General features: G+C 42.5%; 9 protein-coding genes. 2 read left to right on the forward strand and 7 right to left on the reverse strand.

Annotated features, from left to right (window positions below):
* Nucleotides 1–219: 219 nt before the first annotated feature.
* The 4 genes from DYD21_RS14210 to DYD21_RS14225 all read right to left on the reverse strand — a co-directional run bounded on the left by DYD21_RS14210 (nt 220) and on the right by DYD21_RS14225 (nt 8,000).
* Nucleotides 220–1,512, reverse strand: coding sequence for an alpha/beta fold hydrolase (locus DYD21_RS14210; protein ID WP_158607303.1), 1,293 nt, complete (start codon nt 1,510–1,512; stop codon nt 220–222).
* A 58-nt stretch (nt 1,513–1,570) separates the two neighbouring features.
* On the reverse strand, nt 1,571–4,282 hold the full coding sequence (locus tag DYD21_RS14215) for a DUF5916 domain-containing protein (protein WP_233505550.1): 2,712 nt from the start codon (nt 4,280–4,282) through the stop codon (nt 1,571–1,573).
* Nucleotides 4,283–4,664: 382 nt separating this feature from the next.
* Nucleotides 4,665–5,300, reverse strand: a complete 636-nt coding sequence (locus tag DYD21_RS14220; protein WP_116037660.1) for a thioredoxin family protein — start codon at nt 5,298–5,300, stop codon at nt 4,665–4,667.
* A 480-nt stretch (nt 5,301–5,780) separates the two neighbouring features.
* Entirely contained in the window at nt 5,781–8,000 is a 2,220-nt protein-coding gene (locus tag DYD21_RS14225) for a protein-disulfide reductase DsbD (RefSeq protein WP_116037661.1), read from the reverse strand.
* Between the two features lie 603 nt (nt 8,001–8,603).
* Here DYD21_RS14225 and DYD21_RS14230 point away from each other — a divergent pair.
* On the forward strand, nt 8,604–9,512 hold the full coding sequence (locus DYD21_RS14230; RefSeq protein ID WP_116037662.1) for a LysR family transcriptional regulator: 909 nt from the start codon (nt 8,604–8,606) through the stop codon (nt 9,510–9,512).
* A gap of 211 nt (nt 9,513–9,723) precedes the next feature.
* Here DYD21_RS14230 and DYD21_RS14235 read toward each other — a convergent pair whose 3' ends face one another.
* A complete protein-coding gene (locus DYD21_RS14235; RefSeq protein WP_116037663.1) occupies nt 9,724–10,233 on the reverse strand; it encodes a hypothetical protein in 510 nt (169 codons plus the stop codon).
* 960 nt (nt 10,234–11,193) lie between these two features.
* Between DYD21_RS14235 and DYD21_RS14240 the strand changes: the two genes are divergently transcribed.
* Nucleotides 11,194–12,426 carry a site-specific integrase gene (locus DYD21_RS14240; RefSeq protein WP_116037664.1) on the forward strand — a complete coding sequence of 411 codons (1,233 nt, stop codon included), beginning with the start codon at nt 11,194–11,196 and terminating at the stop codon, nt 12,424–12,426.
* Between the two features lie 290 nt (nt 12,427–12,716).
* Here the strand turns inward: DYD21_RS14240 and DYD21_RS14245 are convergent, their stop codons facing one another.
* Nucleotides 12,717–15,434, reverse strand: coding sequence for an RCC1 repeat-containing protein (locus tag DYD21_RS14245; protein ID WP_116037665.1), 2,718 nt, complete (start codon nt 15,432–15,434; stop codon nt 12,717–12,719).
* 211 nt (nt 15,435–15,645) lie between these two features.
* Nucleotides 15,646–18,918, reverse strand: coding sequence for a T9SS type A sorting domain-containing protein (locus DYD21_RS14250; protein ID WP_158607304.1), 3,273 nt, complete (start codon nt 18,916–18,918; stop codon nt 15,646–15,648).
* Nucleotides 18,919–19,169: the final 251 nt, after the last annotated feature.

A 19,169-nucleotide genomic window follows, 5' to 3' on the forward strand; every position in this document is an offset into this window, starting at 1 on the left:
TGATGGATGCATGGACAGGCTGCCCCTTCCGGCTCAGGGATCCAGCCGGGGGTACTCGCCACACCAGCTAATCAAGCAGTTTATGTAACGAACTGCTCTAAGAGCTGTAACCACCCCCGTACTCCGGCAGCCGGCGGAAGTGGAGGTTCTTCACCCAACTTTTTATATCGAACTAATGTTAAATACGTAAATTGGATTTTTTGGAACTCCATAAAGCGATCAGTCATCAATACTTTCCAGCCAATTTATGATAGCCGGTACCAATTCACTATGGAAAGCTCCTGATTCACCCGCCCGGGCTGCCTGCTGATCACGGGCAAAACGAAGGCCGTGGTCCATATCCTCAATAAAAATAAATTTCGCTGACCCCGGTCGGAGGTTGTTCAAATTATCCACCACATACTTGTGTTCATCAATACTGACGACGTAATCAGCACCTCCGGCGATGAGCAATGCCTGTGCTTCCCCGGTACGTGACCAGAGATCCAGGGGTTTGTAATCGGCTACTTGCTGAAAATAGCTGTAGTGGTGGGGAAGATTGAAACTTCCTGCACGGTCAGGAAATATTTTGAGAATCTCTTCAGGTGATTTTTTCTCTATCGTGTACATGTAATGCACTTTTACAGTTTCACTCATTCGGTTTTCAATTTCGGAAAGAGACAAATCAGAAAAGTGCACCTGGCGGCGGCTGTTCGCTATGAGATATTCAAACCATGGCACTCCAAATGTAGACATAGCAATGATAGCATGAAGAGGCTCATCCGTTTCAGAAGCCAGGATTGGGCCTGTGAGTCCGCCCATACTGTGTCCCAGAAGTATTACCCTGTTCTGATCCACATCAGACATTGTGCGAACCTGGGAGAGGCCGGCGCGGTAACCGCTGAGTTCAGTATCAAAATTGATTTCCATGCATGGAGTTCCCTGGCTGTCGCCCATTCCGCTTTTTTCCACCCAATATGTCAAATAGCCGGTACTCGCCAATTCATTTAACATGTCGATATAAGCCACTCCTTCTCTGCTGTCAAGTGAATAGCAGCCGATACCACCGAGCATTACTATTGTGGGAAATGGCCCGTCCCCATGAGGTTTTCTGATAATAGTGCGACGAAGCGTACCATCATCGGTTTCCACTACACCATAATGAAATTCAAAGTCCGGATGATCGAGCAACGGAACTTCCTGAGGGTGAACGGTGACAACCTCTTCCCGGCCATTGCGCTCAACAGAAAAACGTAAAGAGGGAGGACGCTCATTCCGTAGCTTCTCAATCACATCCAACTGGCTGGTTACAGGCTCTCCATCTATAGAACGGATAATATCACCCTCCAGCATACCGGCCATCCCCGCAGGCTGGTGTTCGGGGGCAAAAGTTATCTGCACTCCATTTTCCACAGGCTGCATTGCCAATCCGATTTGCACTCGTCGGGGCAGTTCTTGCGCGGATAAGGTTTCTGTCAAAAGAAGAAAAACAGCCAAAATCGTGAGCAAATTCAGAAAAGAAAGTGAGGTCATCTTTCTATTTTGAAAGGATAAAGGCTGTTTTTTCAAATAGTTGATTCTTTGATTCATTTTATCCAAACCAATACGACGCTTTTACAAGAAATACATTGGTCGGTTTTGACCTAAATAAATCGCTAAGATCCCTTCCAAAGTCAAAATCTCCTGTAGCTTCAAAATCACTTCTTTGCTGTTGCCATACAAAGAAGAGTGTAGATCCCGAGCGGTATTCCCATCGGAATACGGCATTGCCCTGAATGGATCTAAAATTGAAATCGGGATCTCGGAAAGCAAAGTTTGAAGTACCTGTGTCGTCAGGATCAACAAAATATTGACCATCATTTTGTGTAATCGTACCCATATCCTCACCATAAACATCAAAATCAAACGTACGCGGAGCTGAAAGCTCTTTGAAGTTGCTGTATTTACCGGATGATACAAATGGACGAACATAGGTTTCTAAGCTCATAGTTGGCGAGAACGTCCAGTTTACCCTGGTATCCAGGGCGATGGTATTTTGGGTGATGTCTGCAAACAGGTACCGGTTCCCGAACGTATGATATGCGCTGGCATCCGGCACAGAACTAACATACTGCATGGTATTTCTGTTTTTCACGATGAGAGGGGACAAACTCATGGTAAGCCATGTGGAGGGCCGGGCATTTATGACTCCAAGATAATCATAGGTACTTCCCCCATTTTCGTCCCTTATGTGAAGGAGTCCTGAACCGAAAGAAATTGTTTTATTAGGGTTTGTACTAATGAACAGGTTAAGAAGCATATCGGTCGGTTGCTGCATGACAGGGCCGCCACGGGTTAGCCTGTCTGAATCCCGCCTCAGGTTAAAACCGGCATTATAATTTGCTGTCCAAAGATTATTAAACCGCATAAACCCTGCCGACCTGATTCCATTATGAATTCTATCGCCATCGTAATTCCATCCATTTAATGACGCGACTGATTGCTCAAAAAATTGCAGCCATGATAAATTGGTATTCCTGTAAATTATACTGCCTGATAGTATTCTGTGATCAGCCCGATTCTGGAAACCAAGATCATTTGTTTCGTAGCCGGGGCTTACGTCAGAATAGGTCAGTGAGCCAAGCCATCTGCTTCCGCCTTGTCTGCGAATGCTCATTTCAGTGGCATATCCGGACAGGTTAGTCCTTTCAGTATCGAGATTCAGCTTATCTGAATCTACCCGATTGTAGTACCGGACTGGTGAACGCTGGGCCAATCCGATAGCTTGCTGAGTTCCATTTATGGAACTATAAGAAACTACACCGCTTACAACCCAGTTACGGTTGTCAAAATTGTGTTCAAAATCCAGCCCGCCAAGATAGGCTGATGAACGGAGGAAATTTTCGAAATAGGTTCCATCTATATTCCTGCTCACCGCGCTGACAAATCCGCCTACATAGGTATTGCCGGCGTTAAAATCCTTCATGGTTCTTGTAACCAGGTAGTTGGTTGCCGGCTCCACCGCAATATTTTCTTCGGCACCGGAAGGCGTAATGAAACTGGCAGTTTCCTGCAGAGTAAATGCATTCAATGCGCCGATTGACCATCCGGTATCTGTTTTCCCGCTCAGTTTTACTGCACCTGCAATCGTAGTTTGATCGAGCTGGTCCGTGAACAGGGCAGGTTCACCGGCCCGGCCGGGGCTTCCCTGGGGTGCACGCCCGATTCGGCGGGAGTAGAACGTTTGCGGATGGCCAATTTTAAAAAAAGACTTCGTGCCTCCAAACTGGAAAATATCATTTCCTTCCTGAAAGAATGGCCTGCGCTCGGAGAAAAAGCTCTCATTGGCTGTCAGGTTGATAACAGACGGATCAGCTTCTACCTGTCCAAAATCAGGGTTGATGGTCGCAGTAAGCGTTAGGTTTGATGTGAGGCCATATCTCACATCAGCTCCAATATTGCCATCGAGCTGATTTCTGTTGAAGTAGGGATTGGAAGTGCCTAAATCGGGAGCCCTTAGCAGGCTGCCTGCCACATAGGGCATGATCTCCAGCCGCATCGGTTCATCAAGGCCCCGGATTCCGTTCAGCCTGCCATATCTTGACACCATACGGGTATCCCTTTGTGGGGTTGGCGCCCAGAATGACGTTTCCCCTTTCCGGGCCAGGGCACGCGAAAAATTTACGCCCCAAGATTGTATATCGCTGGCCTCGCTGAACCGGAGCTGGCTGATCGGAATACGGATCTCTGCCGACCATCCATTTTCAAGGATTTGGGTTCTGGCGTCCCACACAGCATCCCATTGTAAATCCATACTGGAATCATTGAAATAAAGAAAGTCCCGCTGAACTCCCCTGGGATTCACCCCAAACACAAATGCGGTGCGACTGTCGTTATAGCTGTCGAAACCTACATATACCCAGTCACTTGGCTGGTTGCCATCCCTCCTGAAGAGGGGCGCCATGATGGAATCCGGAGCTGAATCGTAGGCCATAAATCCCACGTAGATGGCATTGTCCGTATAAAGAATTCTCACTTCCGTTCTTTCCGATGCGGACTGGCCGTCGTTTGGATTTCGCTGCGTAAATTCTGTTGCTACCGGTGCCATTTGCCAAACGTCTTCATCTAAAAATCCATCTAGGGAAATGGAGGTTCCCTCAGTCAAACGGACAGCGCTCATAACCGGTTTTTCAGCCGTTCCGGGCCGGATATCGGGCGGGTTGTCACCCTTTTGTATAATTTCTGTACGTTGTTCAGTGGGTGCCTGAGCATGGGCCGTAATGATATAAAAGAAGAGGATTAAAAAGGGTAATAAATATTTCATCGAATTGTTCTTGCTAAATTATTCCGGTGTAATTTGTATTTCCTTATCAACCGATGCAGGCCATACTCCTCAGTTCTCAAAGCCATTTGATTTAATTTAATCTCAATAGAAAAAGGGGTATACATTTGATAGCCTTCTTGCATAACACTTTTTAAATTATTTCATTAATATTTATTGGTCAAATTGGATGAATGCTCTTGCGAGATAGGAATTGCCAATGAGAAAGGGAGAGATGAATTATAGAGGAAGAGAAAACCTGAGAAGCAGAAAGGTTCAGTTCTTGCTAAATGCCTGAAGAAAAAATATCTGATGCAAATAAATTAGGCCTCACTGTTTTTCACATATGAGGCCTGATGTTTGAAAATTGCCGGTTCAGCGTATCTTAATTGTATTTTACGGTGCACCCGTACGGCGTATTGGTACGTACTTCAATTTCACCGCCATTCATGAGGGCGTCCATCGCTTCAACGACATAATTTCGGGCGCCTTCAAGATCCCTGGCACGGGGTGTCGGACGATCATCAATTGCACCATTGTATTCCAAAATGCCATCCGGGTTGATGATGTACATATGCGGAGTAACCCGGGCATCATATGCACGTCCCATGGTTCCATCCTCATCCAACAGAACCGCCGTTGGTGAGGCGTTCTTCTCACCAGTAATTTTCTGTGCGCCTTCAGGCTCTAGATAGCCCTGGGTTCCGGGAGCTGACGAAATAACGGAAAGCCAGACCACATCCTGATCCGTATATTTTTTCTGCAGTTCCTGCATGTTATTGCCGTCGTAATGTTTGCGCACAAACGGACAATCGTGGTTGAGCCACTCCAGAATCACAAACTGCCCCTCGTAATCACTGAGGCTGTGGGTATTTCCGTACGCATCCACCACAGAGAAATCGGGGGCAGGTTCACCAACTACGGCACCGCTAAGGTTGGATTCGGAAGCCATGCCCATGTTAAGAAATGCCAGGGAGGCGATAGCTATCAGCAGTACGCTGAGGAAGGTTATTTTTTTCATAGTATTAGGGTTTAGTGTTGAGTATTTTAGTTGGGAATTTTTTTTAGAGGTTCATCGAGGTATCAATTAGAATCCATTTCTTATTTAAAGAGTGCCCCCTTCTAAAGACTGTGAGAAAATAAATCAATAAGCATAAAAAAAACTCCTTCTTTTTACCACGAGGACCCGAAGGCTCGAGGGTTCACGAAGTTTTTTTTAATTCTTCCCTTCGTGTTTCTTCGGGACTTCGCGCCTTCGCGGTTCCCAAACGGAGTTCATTTGAAGCTTGTCAATACCAATGGGGCTCTAAATAAAAATATCCAAGGGTTTACCACGAAATCACGATGACGCGAAGAATCACGAAGGTTAGTAATTTGATTTTGTTATACTTCGTGTACCCTCGTGGCTTTGCGACCTCTTTTTTATAATACCTTCGTGGTAAAAATAAATGGCCGATATCTTTGATTAAGTATTTCCTCACCCTCTATTAAGGTGGACTTTTTAATCATAAATAGTGTCAAATTCGAGTTCATGTAAATCATCTCCATATGTCAATGTTTCCCCGGCAGATACCCGGTCCAGTGCATCCAAAACAATACCCGGTGTGAGGAGTTCAGGCAGGATCATCGGTTCGTCTATTTCCTCACTGTACACCACGTACAAAGGCACTCCGTTTCGGCCAAATGATTCGAGTGCGCGTGTAATTTCAGGGTTACGGTTGGTCCAGTCCGCTTTTACCATCACAAAATCGAGTTCTTCAAATCGCTCCTTCACCCGGTTTGAACTAAAAATAATCCGCTCATTCGCCTTGCAGGTAATGCACCAGGCGGCCGTAAAGTCGATAAACACATTTCGGCCATCATCACGGTACTCTTCAACCAGCCGGTTTGAAAAAGGCTCCCATTCAATTCCATATCCGTCCACCGATGCCGATTCCCCGTCAAAGGTTATAGCCTCTGAAGATGCCGAGAACAGAAATCCCCCCACAATAAAGAGGGTTGCGATCGACCGGCTGATCACCCTTGTCCGGCCCGAAATTTTGTACCGGTTCCAGCGGTGGATAATCCAGATGCCGAGAGAAAGAAACAGGAGTCCGACCAGCAGTTTTGTGAGACCATCTACTCCTGCCTGCTGGCCAAATACCCAGATCAGCCAGATGGCCGTTGCAAATAGGGGAAAAGCCATTGCCTGCTTAAATGTCTCCATCCAGGCGCCGGGTTTGGGCAGGTATTTCATCAATGCGGGGAACGATGAAAGCAGTACATATGGCGCCGCCATGCCGATGCCGAGCGTGGCAAAAATCATCAGGGCAGTTGATGCGGGCAGTGTAATTGCTACGCCAAGGGCCGTTCCCATAAAGGGAGCCGTGCATGGTGTTGCGAGGATCGTAGCCAGGATTCCGCTGAAAAAGGAGCCGCGAAGCCCCTCACCGGTTCCCGCTTTTCCAGCTACGTTGATCAGGGAGTTTCCGATTTCAAAAACGCCCATCAGGCTCAGGCCGAGCCCGAACATCAGAAAAGTCATAAACGCGATAAAAGCGGGAGTTTGCAGCTGAAAACCCCAGCCCAGCTCCTGTCCGCCGGCACGCAATAGCAGCAGGAGGCCTGCTAACACAAGAAAAGAGAGGATTACCCCGGCACCAAATACAAATCCATGTTTCTTCACTTCGCCGGGATTGTGGCCAGACATCTGCATAAAATTCATCACCTTAATGGAAAGGATCGGGAAAACGCAAGGCATCAGGTTGAGTATCAAACCACCTGTGAATGCAAAACCGAGTATGATCAAAAACCGTGATGAGAAAACAGCGAGCGGGCTTTCCGATGTATCAGCAGACAGAAGTTCTTCACCGCCGGCAAGATCCGCATCTACGGTAATTGCCTTAATTTCGCCGGAATCGTCCCAGCCGTCAGCGTTGTACACCAGTCCCCATACGCGGGTAACATCCTCACTTTTGTACCCCGACTTTTGCATGGTGAGAATCACCTTCTGCCCATCCTGGCGAAATTCCGGCTTTGAAGCGTTCTCGATCTCACCCTCTTCATTGGCAAAGTAGATCACCTCGGAGTATTCAGGCAGCTCAAATGCATCGGTTGTTAGCTCGAGGGTGATCTCTTTTCCATCATCACTTACATACGCATCCGCAGTCCAGTAATCGAGCTCCACGGGCAGTTTGGAGCGGGTATCCGCAAACCAGGAAAGCCACTCTTCGTTGTACTCCACCTCGTCCCCGGTAACACCAAGTGTAAGTTCGATCTCCACATATTCAGGAATACAGACTTTTTCGCAGATCAGGTAGTCCGCCTCCGCTTTCAGCATGTATTCTGTCCCGGGCTCGAGATCCGGGGGTGCGGTGGCCTCCATCATGAAAAGCACATCACCGTAATAGCCGTAACTGGCCAGGCCGGCGCCTACATCAATCCAGAGAGGGTAGGGCCATTGAATATCACCGATCTGAAAATCGTTTTCATGCATCCACTCAGCCATGAGAGGCATGCCGGAATCGCCCGGATTACGGTAATAGACATACCATCCGTCGCGCAGATCCATCCGCACACCGATCCAGAACGGTTCTCCCGGTTTGATTGTCAGATTTTCCGATATCAGCTCCACCTCGGCGTTATCTGTCTGTACCGGCTGAGAGAAAAGCAGATTCACTCCGGCGCTGACATATAGTACCAGGCAGAAAAGTAAGCTTACGATGGATTTTTGAATAACCATACTACTTGACTAATGAATTAAATAAAAATGTAATGTTTTAGAGGATGAAATATGCCGGCTACATGTTAAAAATTATTTCATAATTACTTATTGGTCAAATTGGATGAATACTTATTCTAAATAGGCTATACCAATGAGGAATATTTGATTTAGATATGAATTATCTCTGTATGCGGCAGTTCCGCACGGAGTCGGCCGGATGATCTCGCCGAACTCGTCCGCCTCAACGCGGGCTACGGCTTACCCGGCGGGAGGGACGCGGGTGGGGTTCCGGGCCGGATATCAATGAGGATATTGGTCTTAAATATCATTTCTGCAGTTTGTTCAATAGGTACCTGACCAAAAGTCGTACTGAAACAAATGAAGGAGAATATACATGCTGTTAAATTTTTCATCACATAATTCTTACTAAAGCATTTCGGGAGTGTTTGTTTTTATCAACAGGCGTAGATCATCCACCTCAGTTCGCAAAACCGTTTGGTTTAACCCGATGAAATAAGAGATCTGTTTTTTAAACTACCTGCATGGGTTGCACTTTTAAATTATTTCAATAATATTCATTGGTTAAATAGGATGAATTCCTTACTGAGATAGGATTGGTTTATGACAGAAAATGTTGAATTACGCCATCTGCGCTATTTTACTGTTTTGGCAGAGGAGCTGAGTTTTGGGGATGCCGCAAAACGATTGCACATTACCCAGCCTTCACTCAGCCTTCAGATTCAATCACTTGAACAAACAATAGGTGCTGAACTCTTTGTGCGCAGGCCGCATGTACGGCTGACCAAAACCGGGGAAGCATTGCTTTCACGGGCAAGGCCAATACTTGATCAAACAGATGATGCGATAAAAATGGCCCGCAATGTTGCGCAGGGCAAAGAGGGGATACTGAGAATGGGTGTTGTACCGTCTGCGTTGCTGGTATCATCACTCCCCAGGGCGATACGCAGATTCCGTGAACGGTTTCCCGGAGTGGAGCTGCGGCTGCTGGAGATGTCAACAGTGAATCAATTCGAAGCATTGCGAATTGGCCGGATCGATGCCGGGCTTATCCGCCAGCCATCTGCAAAAATGGAGTACGATTATGAGATAGTAGCGAAGGAAAAGCTTATGGTTGTCCTGCCTGCCTCACATCCGCTGGCTGACCGATCCCGTGTAACTCTTTCCATGCTTGCTGATGAGTCGTGGATTATGTTCCCGCGTTCGGTTAACATCAACCTGTATGATCATCTGCAAAAAATATTCCGTAAAGCCGGCATAACGCCGAATGTTGTCCAGGAAGCCTCTGATATCCAAACGCAGGTCAGTCTTGTGGAGTCAGGACTTGGGATTACGGTTGTTCCCGCGGGGGTACGGCGTATCCAGATTCCCGGGGTGGTTTATCATGATCTCAGCCCTAAAGGTTCAAACACTACAATTGCATTTTTTTGGCGGGAAGACCAGTCAACACCCATGATTCAAGGATTGCTGAATGAGATGCTGAATAGTGGTGAAGATGAGGGAAAACCATAACATTAAGAGAGCTAAGTTCTGCAAAAAGTATAACTATTTTTAGACTCTGCCTGCTTTTTTCATCCCTCAAAATGGCTTGCCTAAGGAGATTGAGTTCATTTATGAAAGTTTCCGGCTAATGGCACAATTTCATAAAATAGCCGCAGGCAGTATCTGTGCCGGGTGTCCCGATGCTGCCTGCGAAATTGATTCAGAGGTGTTTGAACCTGAGTTATGCCAGTCTGTTTTTATTTTGGCCTTTATAATCAAAATAGACTACACGAATTTCATCTTCTCTCTGAAGGATTAGCTTATATTCGATACTCTTTCTGTCGAAGTTTTTGATCCTGCATTCATTTCCGATCATATTCCAGGAGCTGAACTCTTCATTGATTAGTTGATTCCTGATCTCCCTGGATAAGGGAATATTCCGCTGAATAACATTTGATCTGATCAGGTCTCCACGATGATCATACTGGGCAAAAAGTTCTTCATTTTTGGAGGAACCTTCTATGGTATACCCGTCAAAACGGCCGTTTCCATTCCTGAATATATCGAGATTGATTCTACCGAAGAGATTCTCTTTTTGGATGCATTGCATGCTTTTTAAACAAGCCAGATTATCCGCCTTCACGGCCAAAGAGGGCGGAGAAGTCTCGTCGATGACAGATTGCTGAGCCATTGTTAGAACGGTTGTGGAAACGAAGAGTGAGATGGCAATGATTATAGTTTTTGTTTTCATGATTTTGGAGATTTAGTTAAACATTTTATGTGCTTACTAATATTATTGTAATATAAAGCATTGGTCAAATTGAATGAGTTGTATAATGAGATAGGAATAAACAATGACATAAATGTCGGATTACGTTAACTTTGCTATTTCGGTGCAGTTGCAGAGGAGCTGATTTTTGGGATACGGCAAAACGTTTGCGAATCACACAGCCCTCAATCAGCCTTCAGATATTGTCACTTGAAAAAATAACAGGTGCTGATGTTATTTTTAAAAAACAGGCCGTAAGTATGGCTGGCCAAAGCTGACGTAATGCCCAAAGTCGTTCAGGAATTTACAGTTATAAAAACGCAGCTTGATGAGCTCTTCACTGAATTTCTAAAGGTGCCGGATGGTTCGTGTATTATTTAAGAGAAGAACAAGAGTATAATATGAGTTCAATTCGCTACTCACGAGACGCGTGAACCGGAACCATTAATGGATTTTTGCCCTTTAAAATTTATCAGTGCACCCCGAGTGAACCCCAGATCCACTTTTAGCCATTTCATACCATCAAAAAACCCATAAAAAAGAAAGCGCTGACAGTCTGTAAATATTTGACTAACAGGGCTTTATAATATTCTCGGGCCGGGCTTCCCGATACTTTGAATTAAGGATATGTCCCCGGTTTGGACTCATTCGGGACCAGCTCTTCTCTGTCGCTTCGATCTGACTTCTCACCCGGCTAGCTGGCTATTAGGGTACGGGCAAAAAAAAGCTCCTATCTGATGGTTCAAATAGGAGCTTGTACCTCGGGCCGGGCTCAAATATATAATTACTTGAATTTGATTGACACCTGAAAACCCCTTTTAAACACTTTTAAAGCCGTTTCGTTCTGGTTGGGTTTCTCTCTATATTACTTTCGACAGCAAAAACCTTTACCTATACCTTTACCCTTTTTCCGGGTAAAGGCACATAACTTAAAAAGAAAGAATGGCTCAAATCTCTGCAACACTTGCCAAGCATAAAAAAAATAACAAAGGTCACTGCCCGATTTATTTGAGAATCTCAGATTCTCGATCAACAAAATACATTTCAATTAAAGAATCCATTTCAGAATCACATTGGAACGAAAACAAGTCATCTGTAAGAAAAAGTCATCCCAGAGAAGACGAACTAAACAATCTGATTCAGCAGAAACTGTCAATACTTCAAAGTATTTTAACCCGGTTAAAAACGGAAGAAAAGCTTTGCACTAGCCTGGCAGTAAAAAAAGCATACCAACAATATCACCAGCCAAAAAATCAAAAGAATGAGCTTTCCAATAATTTTTTCGATTTTTCTGACAAGACAATACAGAACTTAGAGAAGAAGAAGAAATTCTTTACACACCGGCGATATAAATCTGCATTTAAAAAGTTAAAAGCTTATTGCGATGACAATCTCCCCTACGATCAAATAACGGTTGGATTTCTCCGTGAATATGAAACACACCTGATTCAGAAGTACAAGAACTCTCCGGTGACGATACAATCAAATTTTAAAGTAATCAGGTCAATCCTTTATAAAGCCATTGACGAGGATGAATTTCCTCAGGAAAAGAATCCTTTTTTTAAGTTTTCACCCGCAAAAGGATCCTCTGAGTCGAATAAAAAATTAAGTCTTGATGAGATTCAGAAGATTGAAAACCTTGAGCTTAAGGAGAGATCACTGATATGGAATACCAGAAATTATTTTCTCTTTTCGTTTTACTCAGCGGGAATACGGTTTAGTGATCTTGCAAAAATGAAAATCGATAACGTAAAAAACGGACGTCTTATTTATAAGATGAGCAAGACTGGTACAACAAAAAATATAAAGTTGATGCCGCAGGCCTTGAAGATATTGGATCAATATCCTGAAGACAATCCATATGGTTTCCTGTTTCCTGTCTTAGATGTTTCCAAAGATCTTTCTGATACAATGATTCTTCACAGTGATATATCTTCAAAAAATGCTCTCATCAATAAAAATCTAAAGAAGATTGCTTCATCTGCCGAGATACAAACAAAAATTTCGTTTCACATGGCCCGACATTCTTTTGCTGATCTTGCAAGGACCCAAGGCTGGAGTATTTACGATATATCAAAAGCCTTAGGTCATAAAAATATTAAAGTGACTGAGCGGTACCTGAAAAAGTTTGATTCTGATGGTCTTGATTCCAAAATGGATAGTTTGTTTAGTTGATGAAATATAGTTCAGGGAGACATAATAGGAGGGAAGGCATTAAATTAAAATACAGGACTGTTTTTAATTAGTAGTGAGTATCGGTGAAGGGAGAATTTAATCTACTTTATTGAACCATCCTTAGCACATGATTCCTCTTTGTAGCGAATTTCATCTATGCGGATTTATCTGCACTGGCAGGCAGGGACTTTTTAAGAAAATATTTTCGATGTGTTTGTCGAGGGTCACGAGTATTACCCTCCCCATTTATTATTTCAGCAATTGATTGTAATTAACTAAACTAAAAAATTTCATTCTTTTATAAACAAACTATGTGAATCGCCTGCAGATATTTTTATAACACCTTCATCAATTTCAATTGGGATTATGTGATTACTCGTCGCTCCAACACCTAATTGACCTTTATCATTTAGACCCATTCCCCATAACTTCCCGTCACTCGTTAAATACAGGCTATGACTTTTTCCTGCGCTGATATCGATTACATCATTAGCTACTTCAACGGGTTCATTTATGTTATTTGTCGTACCATCTCCGAGTTTGCCATATTCATTATGCCCTGTTGAATACAGAGTACCATCACTTGATAAAATTAAACTGTGATCGTTACCAGCTGATACAAGATCTACATTACTCATTATAAATACAGGGGATTGCGTTCGAACACTTACGTATCCAGCACCAAGTTGACCATCAATATTAAAGCCCATTCCAAAAAGTGTTCCTGTTGTCGAAATATAGAAACTGTGACGCCACCCTGCAGATATTGCCTTCACATTCAAAGCTATATTTACAGGTATAATACGATCATTCGTTGTACCATCGCCTAATTCACCTAACTCATTTCGCCCCATACCCCATAAAGTGCCATCCTCCCTCAGAAATAAAGTGTGCCGATAACCAACAGATACATCAACTACATTTTCAGCTATCTTTACAGGAGAAGTCCGATCTATAGCTGTGCCATCACCAAGTTGTCCAAAACTATTATCACCTAATGCCCAAAGAGATCCATCATTTTTAATGAACATGCTATGTAATTGACCAATCACGGCTTTTGCAACATCATTTGTAATCACCACAGGTTTTCTCCAATAATATCCTGGTTGCTGATACCCAAGCTCACCCATAGTATTACTTCCCATTCCCATTAGAGTCCCATCATTTTTTACAAAAAAACTTGCATTAGTTCCTCCCGAAATAGAAGCCACGTTGGAAGTTAGCATTATCGGCTCATGTTTATCGGTAGTAGTACCATCCCCCAACTGCCCCAATCGATTCGACCCCATCGCATACAAAACATCAGATTCAGGTTTGAATATTGCACTTATCTCTTTATTTGAATTTACCTCAAGTGAAATAGGATTATCTGTAGATTCAATATCTCCAGTCCACTCAATAAACTCCCACCCTACGGCAGCATTCGCAATTAGACGTACCTCGGATCCAAACAAATATCCATTTTCTGTTTCAGTTCCATTAATCAAAAATTCAGTAACTGTTCCCTCTCCCTCTGCAATTATTTCGACATCATAATCAATGCGTGTAAACGCAGCTGATAAATGTATATCATTATGTACTTCTATTTCCAAAGGGTTTGCTACACTCTCGACATCTCCACTCCATGATGTAAAATTCCATCCATGAGATGCTACTGCATTAAACTCAACTGAAGAACCGTGTTTATATAATCCTTCGTTATAATCACCATCAATTAATACTTCCCCAATTTCACCTTCTCCATTTATTGTAAGTGAAACTTCATAGTAAGCTTCTTTAAAAATCGCAGTAATGTTTTTCTCCTCTGTAACTTCAATCGTCACAGGATTATCACCTCCGTCCAAATCACCCTGCCAATGAGAGAATACCCAACCAGTTGCCGGGTTTGCAGTGAGTTTTACCTCCGTTTCATAAGGATAATCGGTAGATTTCGCCTGTATTATGTCTTCAATTACTGAACCCTCGCCTTCTATGTTGACAGTCAAAGGGTAGTCTCTTCGTTCAAAGATTGCAGTAACATTTTTCTCACTATCAATCTCTATCGCTACAGTTTTGCTTTTTCCTTCGAGATCACCCTGCCAATGAGAAAAAACCCATCCGTCTTTTGCATTAGCGGTAAGCTCTACTGTAGATTCATATTCATAGGCTCCCTCATCTGTTTCACTTCCTGAGATCAAGTTTTCTGATACCGAGCCTTCACCTTCAATAGTGTAGTTGATGGCAAATGCATTCCTGACAAATACAGCCGTTATTGTCGTCTCTTCTGTAACCTCAATTTTAGCAGGATTCTCACTTCCTTCTAAATTACCCTGCCAATGAGAGAATTCCCAGCCGTTTGCTGGGGTTGCATTGAGTTCCACTACAGTCCCAAATGGATAATCCGTAGGCTTGGCATGAATAATCTCTTCACTCACAGTCCCTTCTCCTTCAATGGTGATCGATAAAGGATATTCTCTTTTGACAAATATAGCCGTCACTTCTTTTGCTTCCTCTATCACTATTTCAATGGGATTATCATCCGTTTCAGAATCCCCCTTCCAGTGGGAGAACCTCCAACCTTGTTCGGGATTAGCTGTAAGCTCTACTATTGTACCTTCAGGATAATCCGTGGTCTTCGCCTGAACAACTCTTTCACTTACTGTGCCTTCACCTTCTGTATTGACTGTCAGTGGATATGTACGCTCAGCAAATAGGGCTACAATATCTTTATCGCTATCGATTGTGATACTGACAGGGTTCGTAGTTCCTGTATGATCTCCCTGCCACCCTTCAAATATCCACTTTTCATTTGCAGATGCTGTAATTTCTACCAAATCACCACTATTATACTCTCCACTGGCTGGACTTGCACTCCCGCCTTCTGCGGGATCTGCAATCACACTCAGATTATATTTAGTCTCCACATCCGGAGAAACTGGATTATTTGACGAGTTATCTGAATCTGAGCATGAGACAGAGATTAAGAGCAAAGACGTAACGATGAACAGAATGTAAAATACTTTTTTCATGATTTTTCAGTGATGAATGAATAGCCGTTACACATGCATGTAGGCTAAAACCGAACCGAGTAGAATCAATAATATTTAGTTGAAATATAGTTATGATGATTCTGGTTGAGAGAATCGGGTGAATCTCCGTCAAAGCTGTATAGTAGTATATCTATTACGTAGCATTTAAAATTTATAGTGACTTGTTCACAATAATCCCTTCAAATCATGATTACTTCAACAAAATCATTTTTTTCATAAAAGTATGCTCAGAGGTATTCATCCGAATCAGATAGATACCACTCGATAGGGAAGAGGCATCGAAGCTTACTTCATGAACTCCTGCTGCCTTACTTGTATTCACCAATTGGGCTACTCGTTGACCTACCGAATTGAAAACCTCAACAGATACATCACTACTTTTAGGCAGTGAAAACGTAACGGTGGTGGTAGGGTTAAATGGGTTGGGGTAGTTTTGCTCAAGACTGTACTCTTTGGGCATGTCTGTAAACTCTGTTGAGGTAGTTATTTGAGTAGTGAATTGCAGAACCTCTGACCAGTCGCTATATCCACTATCGTTACCAGCACGGACTCGCCAGTAATAGGTAATTCCATCCTCAAGTTCATTGGCAACTTTATACTCCGTTGAAGATAATTCCTGAATATCTAAGGTCGGATTTGAGAACTCGGGGTTGTCAGCCAACTGTAGATCATAATATTCTGACCGATTCGATTCAGACCAGGCAATCAGTGGAATTTTTGATACATCCTGTTCACCGTTTCCTGGCTTCCATGTGGGTATCTCAGGAACCCGTAGTTGGGTTTTGAATTCCCAGACTTCACTCCATGCAGTTTGTTGTCCGTCCACTGTAGCTCGCACTCGCCAATGATAAGATGTTGTGTCTGAAAGTAATTCGGAGGTATATGCTACAGATTCATGTTCCCGTACTGCGATTACAGACGAAAATGTTGGTGAATCTGCTATTTCCAATTCATAATGATCCGCTTCATTTAAAGCACTCCATTTGAACTCAGTGGGTAACTCTGTATTTGTGGATTCATTCAATGGGAGTTCCAATTCAACTTGGTGAGATAGAGCAGGATTAACAAACTGCACAGATCTTGTTTCACTCCATTCCCCTTGAGTATTTTTACCTGAAGCTTTCACGCGCCAATAATACGTATTTGCTTCAGTGATATTTAAGTCTACTGATAGTGTATCATCAGATTCATCTGTGAACTCTTGTTCACTTGATTCAATTAGAAATTGCCCCGTATTAAGAAAGATGCTCTCTCCATTTGTAACTCCTACTGAAATATAATACGTGCCTTGTACGAATGTGGGAACAGAATATTCAAACACCTCATCTAAATTTCTGCTTGATAAAACAGAATTATCAGGAGCAATTATCTTGACATTGTGAATCCCAAATCCTTCAGGATTGATAAATTTAAAATATGTAGTGGTATTTAATTCATTAACTGTGAAACTGAACCAAATTTCGTCAGTTACATTTTCTAAGCTTCCTCCAAATTTATCACCTCGCTTACCTTGTAGTGCGGATGTTTGACTGCCATTATCGGAAACATTTCCAATCTTTAGTTCACCGGATTTAGATAATGTTGTATCAATTGATAGGGTTGTAAATGAATTGCTCTCAGATAATTGAAATGTATAATTGTCCAATAAATCGATAGTAGACCAACTGAATTGAACCGTACCAGAATTTAACTCAGCCCCACGTTCAGGTGCTAAAAGACTGACCGACCCTTGAATAGGCGCAGACTTTGTCTGAATGCTTCTGGTTTCACTCCAATCACTTTCCCCATCAGAGTTTGAGGCTTTTACACGCCAATAATACTTCTTGTCGAAATCCAGATTTTCCACAGTTTGAGAAATATTCCAATCAGACTGCTTTTGAATAGTTTTCTGTTTTGAGTTCTGATCCTCTATTGCTGAGATATCTACCAATGAATCAAAGTTTTCATCTAAAGAGATTTCCAAATTATAATCGTTAGCACCTTCTACAGGATTCCATAAAAATGTGACGGGAAACTCTACCACATCTTGATCTGCAGGACCAACCAATTTAGGTGATGGTAAAGCAAAAGCTGTAGTGAAATTCCAAACTTCGCTCCATTCTCCTGTCCCAGCCAAATTCCTGCCTCTAACTCTCCAAAAATATTTTGTGCCATATTTAAGCTTTCCAGCTAAATTAAAAGTACTATCCTGTATACCTGTTTCGCTTAAATTACTTGCGCCAAAATTGATATCTGATGATATTTGAATTTCATAGTTATCTGCGTCAACAGCGTGCCAAATGAGAGTTGTATCTACGGGAACACTTTGCTCTCCTACATTAGGAAAGACATTTCCAATAGATGCTGGAGGTTCTGAGTTAGGTAACGCTATTGCTTCTACGTCCTGCCAAGCTAAAGCAGGATATCCTTCTGTAAGAACCCAGGTATTTTCAAAATCTAACTCTGACATATAGTAATAAGCAGATTCACCTTTCATTTCAGCAGTACGTAAACCTGTAACGTAAGTATTACTTCCAGTACCGTATGAAATTGGCAAAGGCTGATTTGAAGATTCAACATCCCAATAGCTGCTATAAATATTCCCTGAATGTCTTCTAATTAAACCTCCGCTTATATTAGATCCTTCATGTGCGACACTATAGTTCCTTCTAACTCTTCCATTAGTATTTATCCAACCAACCAAGCCTGCACCATTTTTTATAATTCCATTGTAATATGAATCAATTAGAGTTCCTCCAGTATGTTCACCAACTAAACCATTACCAGAAGTTATTGTTGCTAATGAAAAGCTTTCAGTAATATTACTTCTGCTGTTTACATCACCCACTAAGCCACTCCCTCGGAATTTTCCTTTCGTAAAACAACGGTAAATATCGGAATTTGAATTAGTGCCAATTAAACCACCTATTCTAGTATATGATGAATCAATAATAGCACTTGAATATGAAATGGGAGAACTCTCGTTATATCCTATCAATCCTCCAGCAACATCATTTGAACTAACTATCCCCGTTACGTGTAATTCAGAGAGAGTAGAAAATTCAGAAAATCCTATCAAAATCCCCGTTCTTTTATCCCCAGATACACTTGCATTTGTAACAGAGATATTTTTTAAATGTGCATTTTTTATATAACCCAGTAAACCAACATATACTGATTCAGTCCTATTAATAAATAAGCTATCAATCACATAACCGTTTCCATAATAGCTACCTGTAAACTGCTCAAACACATCACCAATTGGTTCGAAACCAGTGCTATCGTTCCACGCAACTGTTTTACTCGCATTAATATCTGCAATCTGAATAAAGTGACTATTTAGATGATTTTTAATTTCCTGGAGCTGCTCTACAGTTTCAATTTGATAGGGATCTACTTCAGTCCCGGAGCCTCCTGCGAATTGAGAAAGTGCTGTTGAAAACGTAAAAAAGGAGAGGGTCAAGAATAGTAGCAATATTCTCATCGAAGATAAATTTGATTCATGATTATTGATGAAATAGCGTCGTATGTCAAAACACTTCATTTGACTAAAGAGAAAAGCAGATAATCACTCATTCTTATCTATCGCCAATAGATCGAGATTAGTATCGTATGATGTCTGTTTTTTTCCAAAAGCCGATACACAATATGGAAAAAATGAAATAATTGATATTAAAATATCTGAAGAAAGCAGTCTTTGAAGGCCCATTTACCCACCGCAAAGATCTCATTATT

It is taken from the genome of Rhodohalobacter sp. SW132, from assembly GCF_003390325.1.
Taxonomy (GTDB): domain Bacteria; phylum Bacteroidota; class Rhodothermia; order Balneolales; family Balneolaceae; genus SW132.

Coding starts and splice junctions, on each gene's coding strand:
- DYD21_RS14240 (WP_116037664.1), top strand. CDS start 11,194: ATGGCTCAAATCTCTGCAACACTTGCCAAGCATAAAAAAAATAACAAA.
- DYD21_RS14230 (WP_116037662.1), top strand. CDS start 8,604: ATGACAGAAAATGTTGAATTACGCCATCTGCGCTATTTTACTGTTTTG.
- DYD21_RS14245 (WP_116037665.1), bottom strand. CDS start 15,434: ATGAAAAAAGTATTTTACATTCTGTTCATCGTTACGTCTTTGCTCTTA.
- DYD21_RS14215 (WP_233505550.1), bottom strand. CDS start 4,282: ATGAAATATTTATTACCCTTTTTAATCCTCTTCTTTTATATCATTACG.
- DYD21_RS14250 (WP_158607304.1), bottom strand. CDS start 18,918: ATGAGAATATTGCTACTATTCTTGACCCTCTCCTTTTTTACGTTTTCA.
- DYD21_RS14210 (WP_158607303.1), bottom strand. CDS start 1,512: ATGACCTCACTTTCTTTTCTGAATTTGCTCACGATTTTGGCTGTTTTT.
- DYD21_RS14235 (WP_116037663.1), bottom strand. CDS start 10,233: ATGAAAACAAAAACTATAATCATTGCCATCTCACTCTTCGTTTCCACA.
- DYD21_RS14220 (WP_116037660.1), bottom strand. CDS start 5,300: ATGAAAAAAATAACCTTCCTCAGCGTACTGCTGATAGCTATCGCCTCC.
- DYD21_RS14225 (WP_116037661.1), bottom strand. CDS start 8,000: ATGGTTATTCAAAAATCCATCGTAAGCTTACTTTTCTGCCTGGTACTA.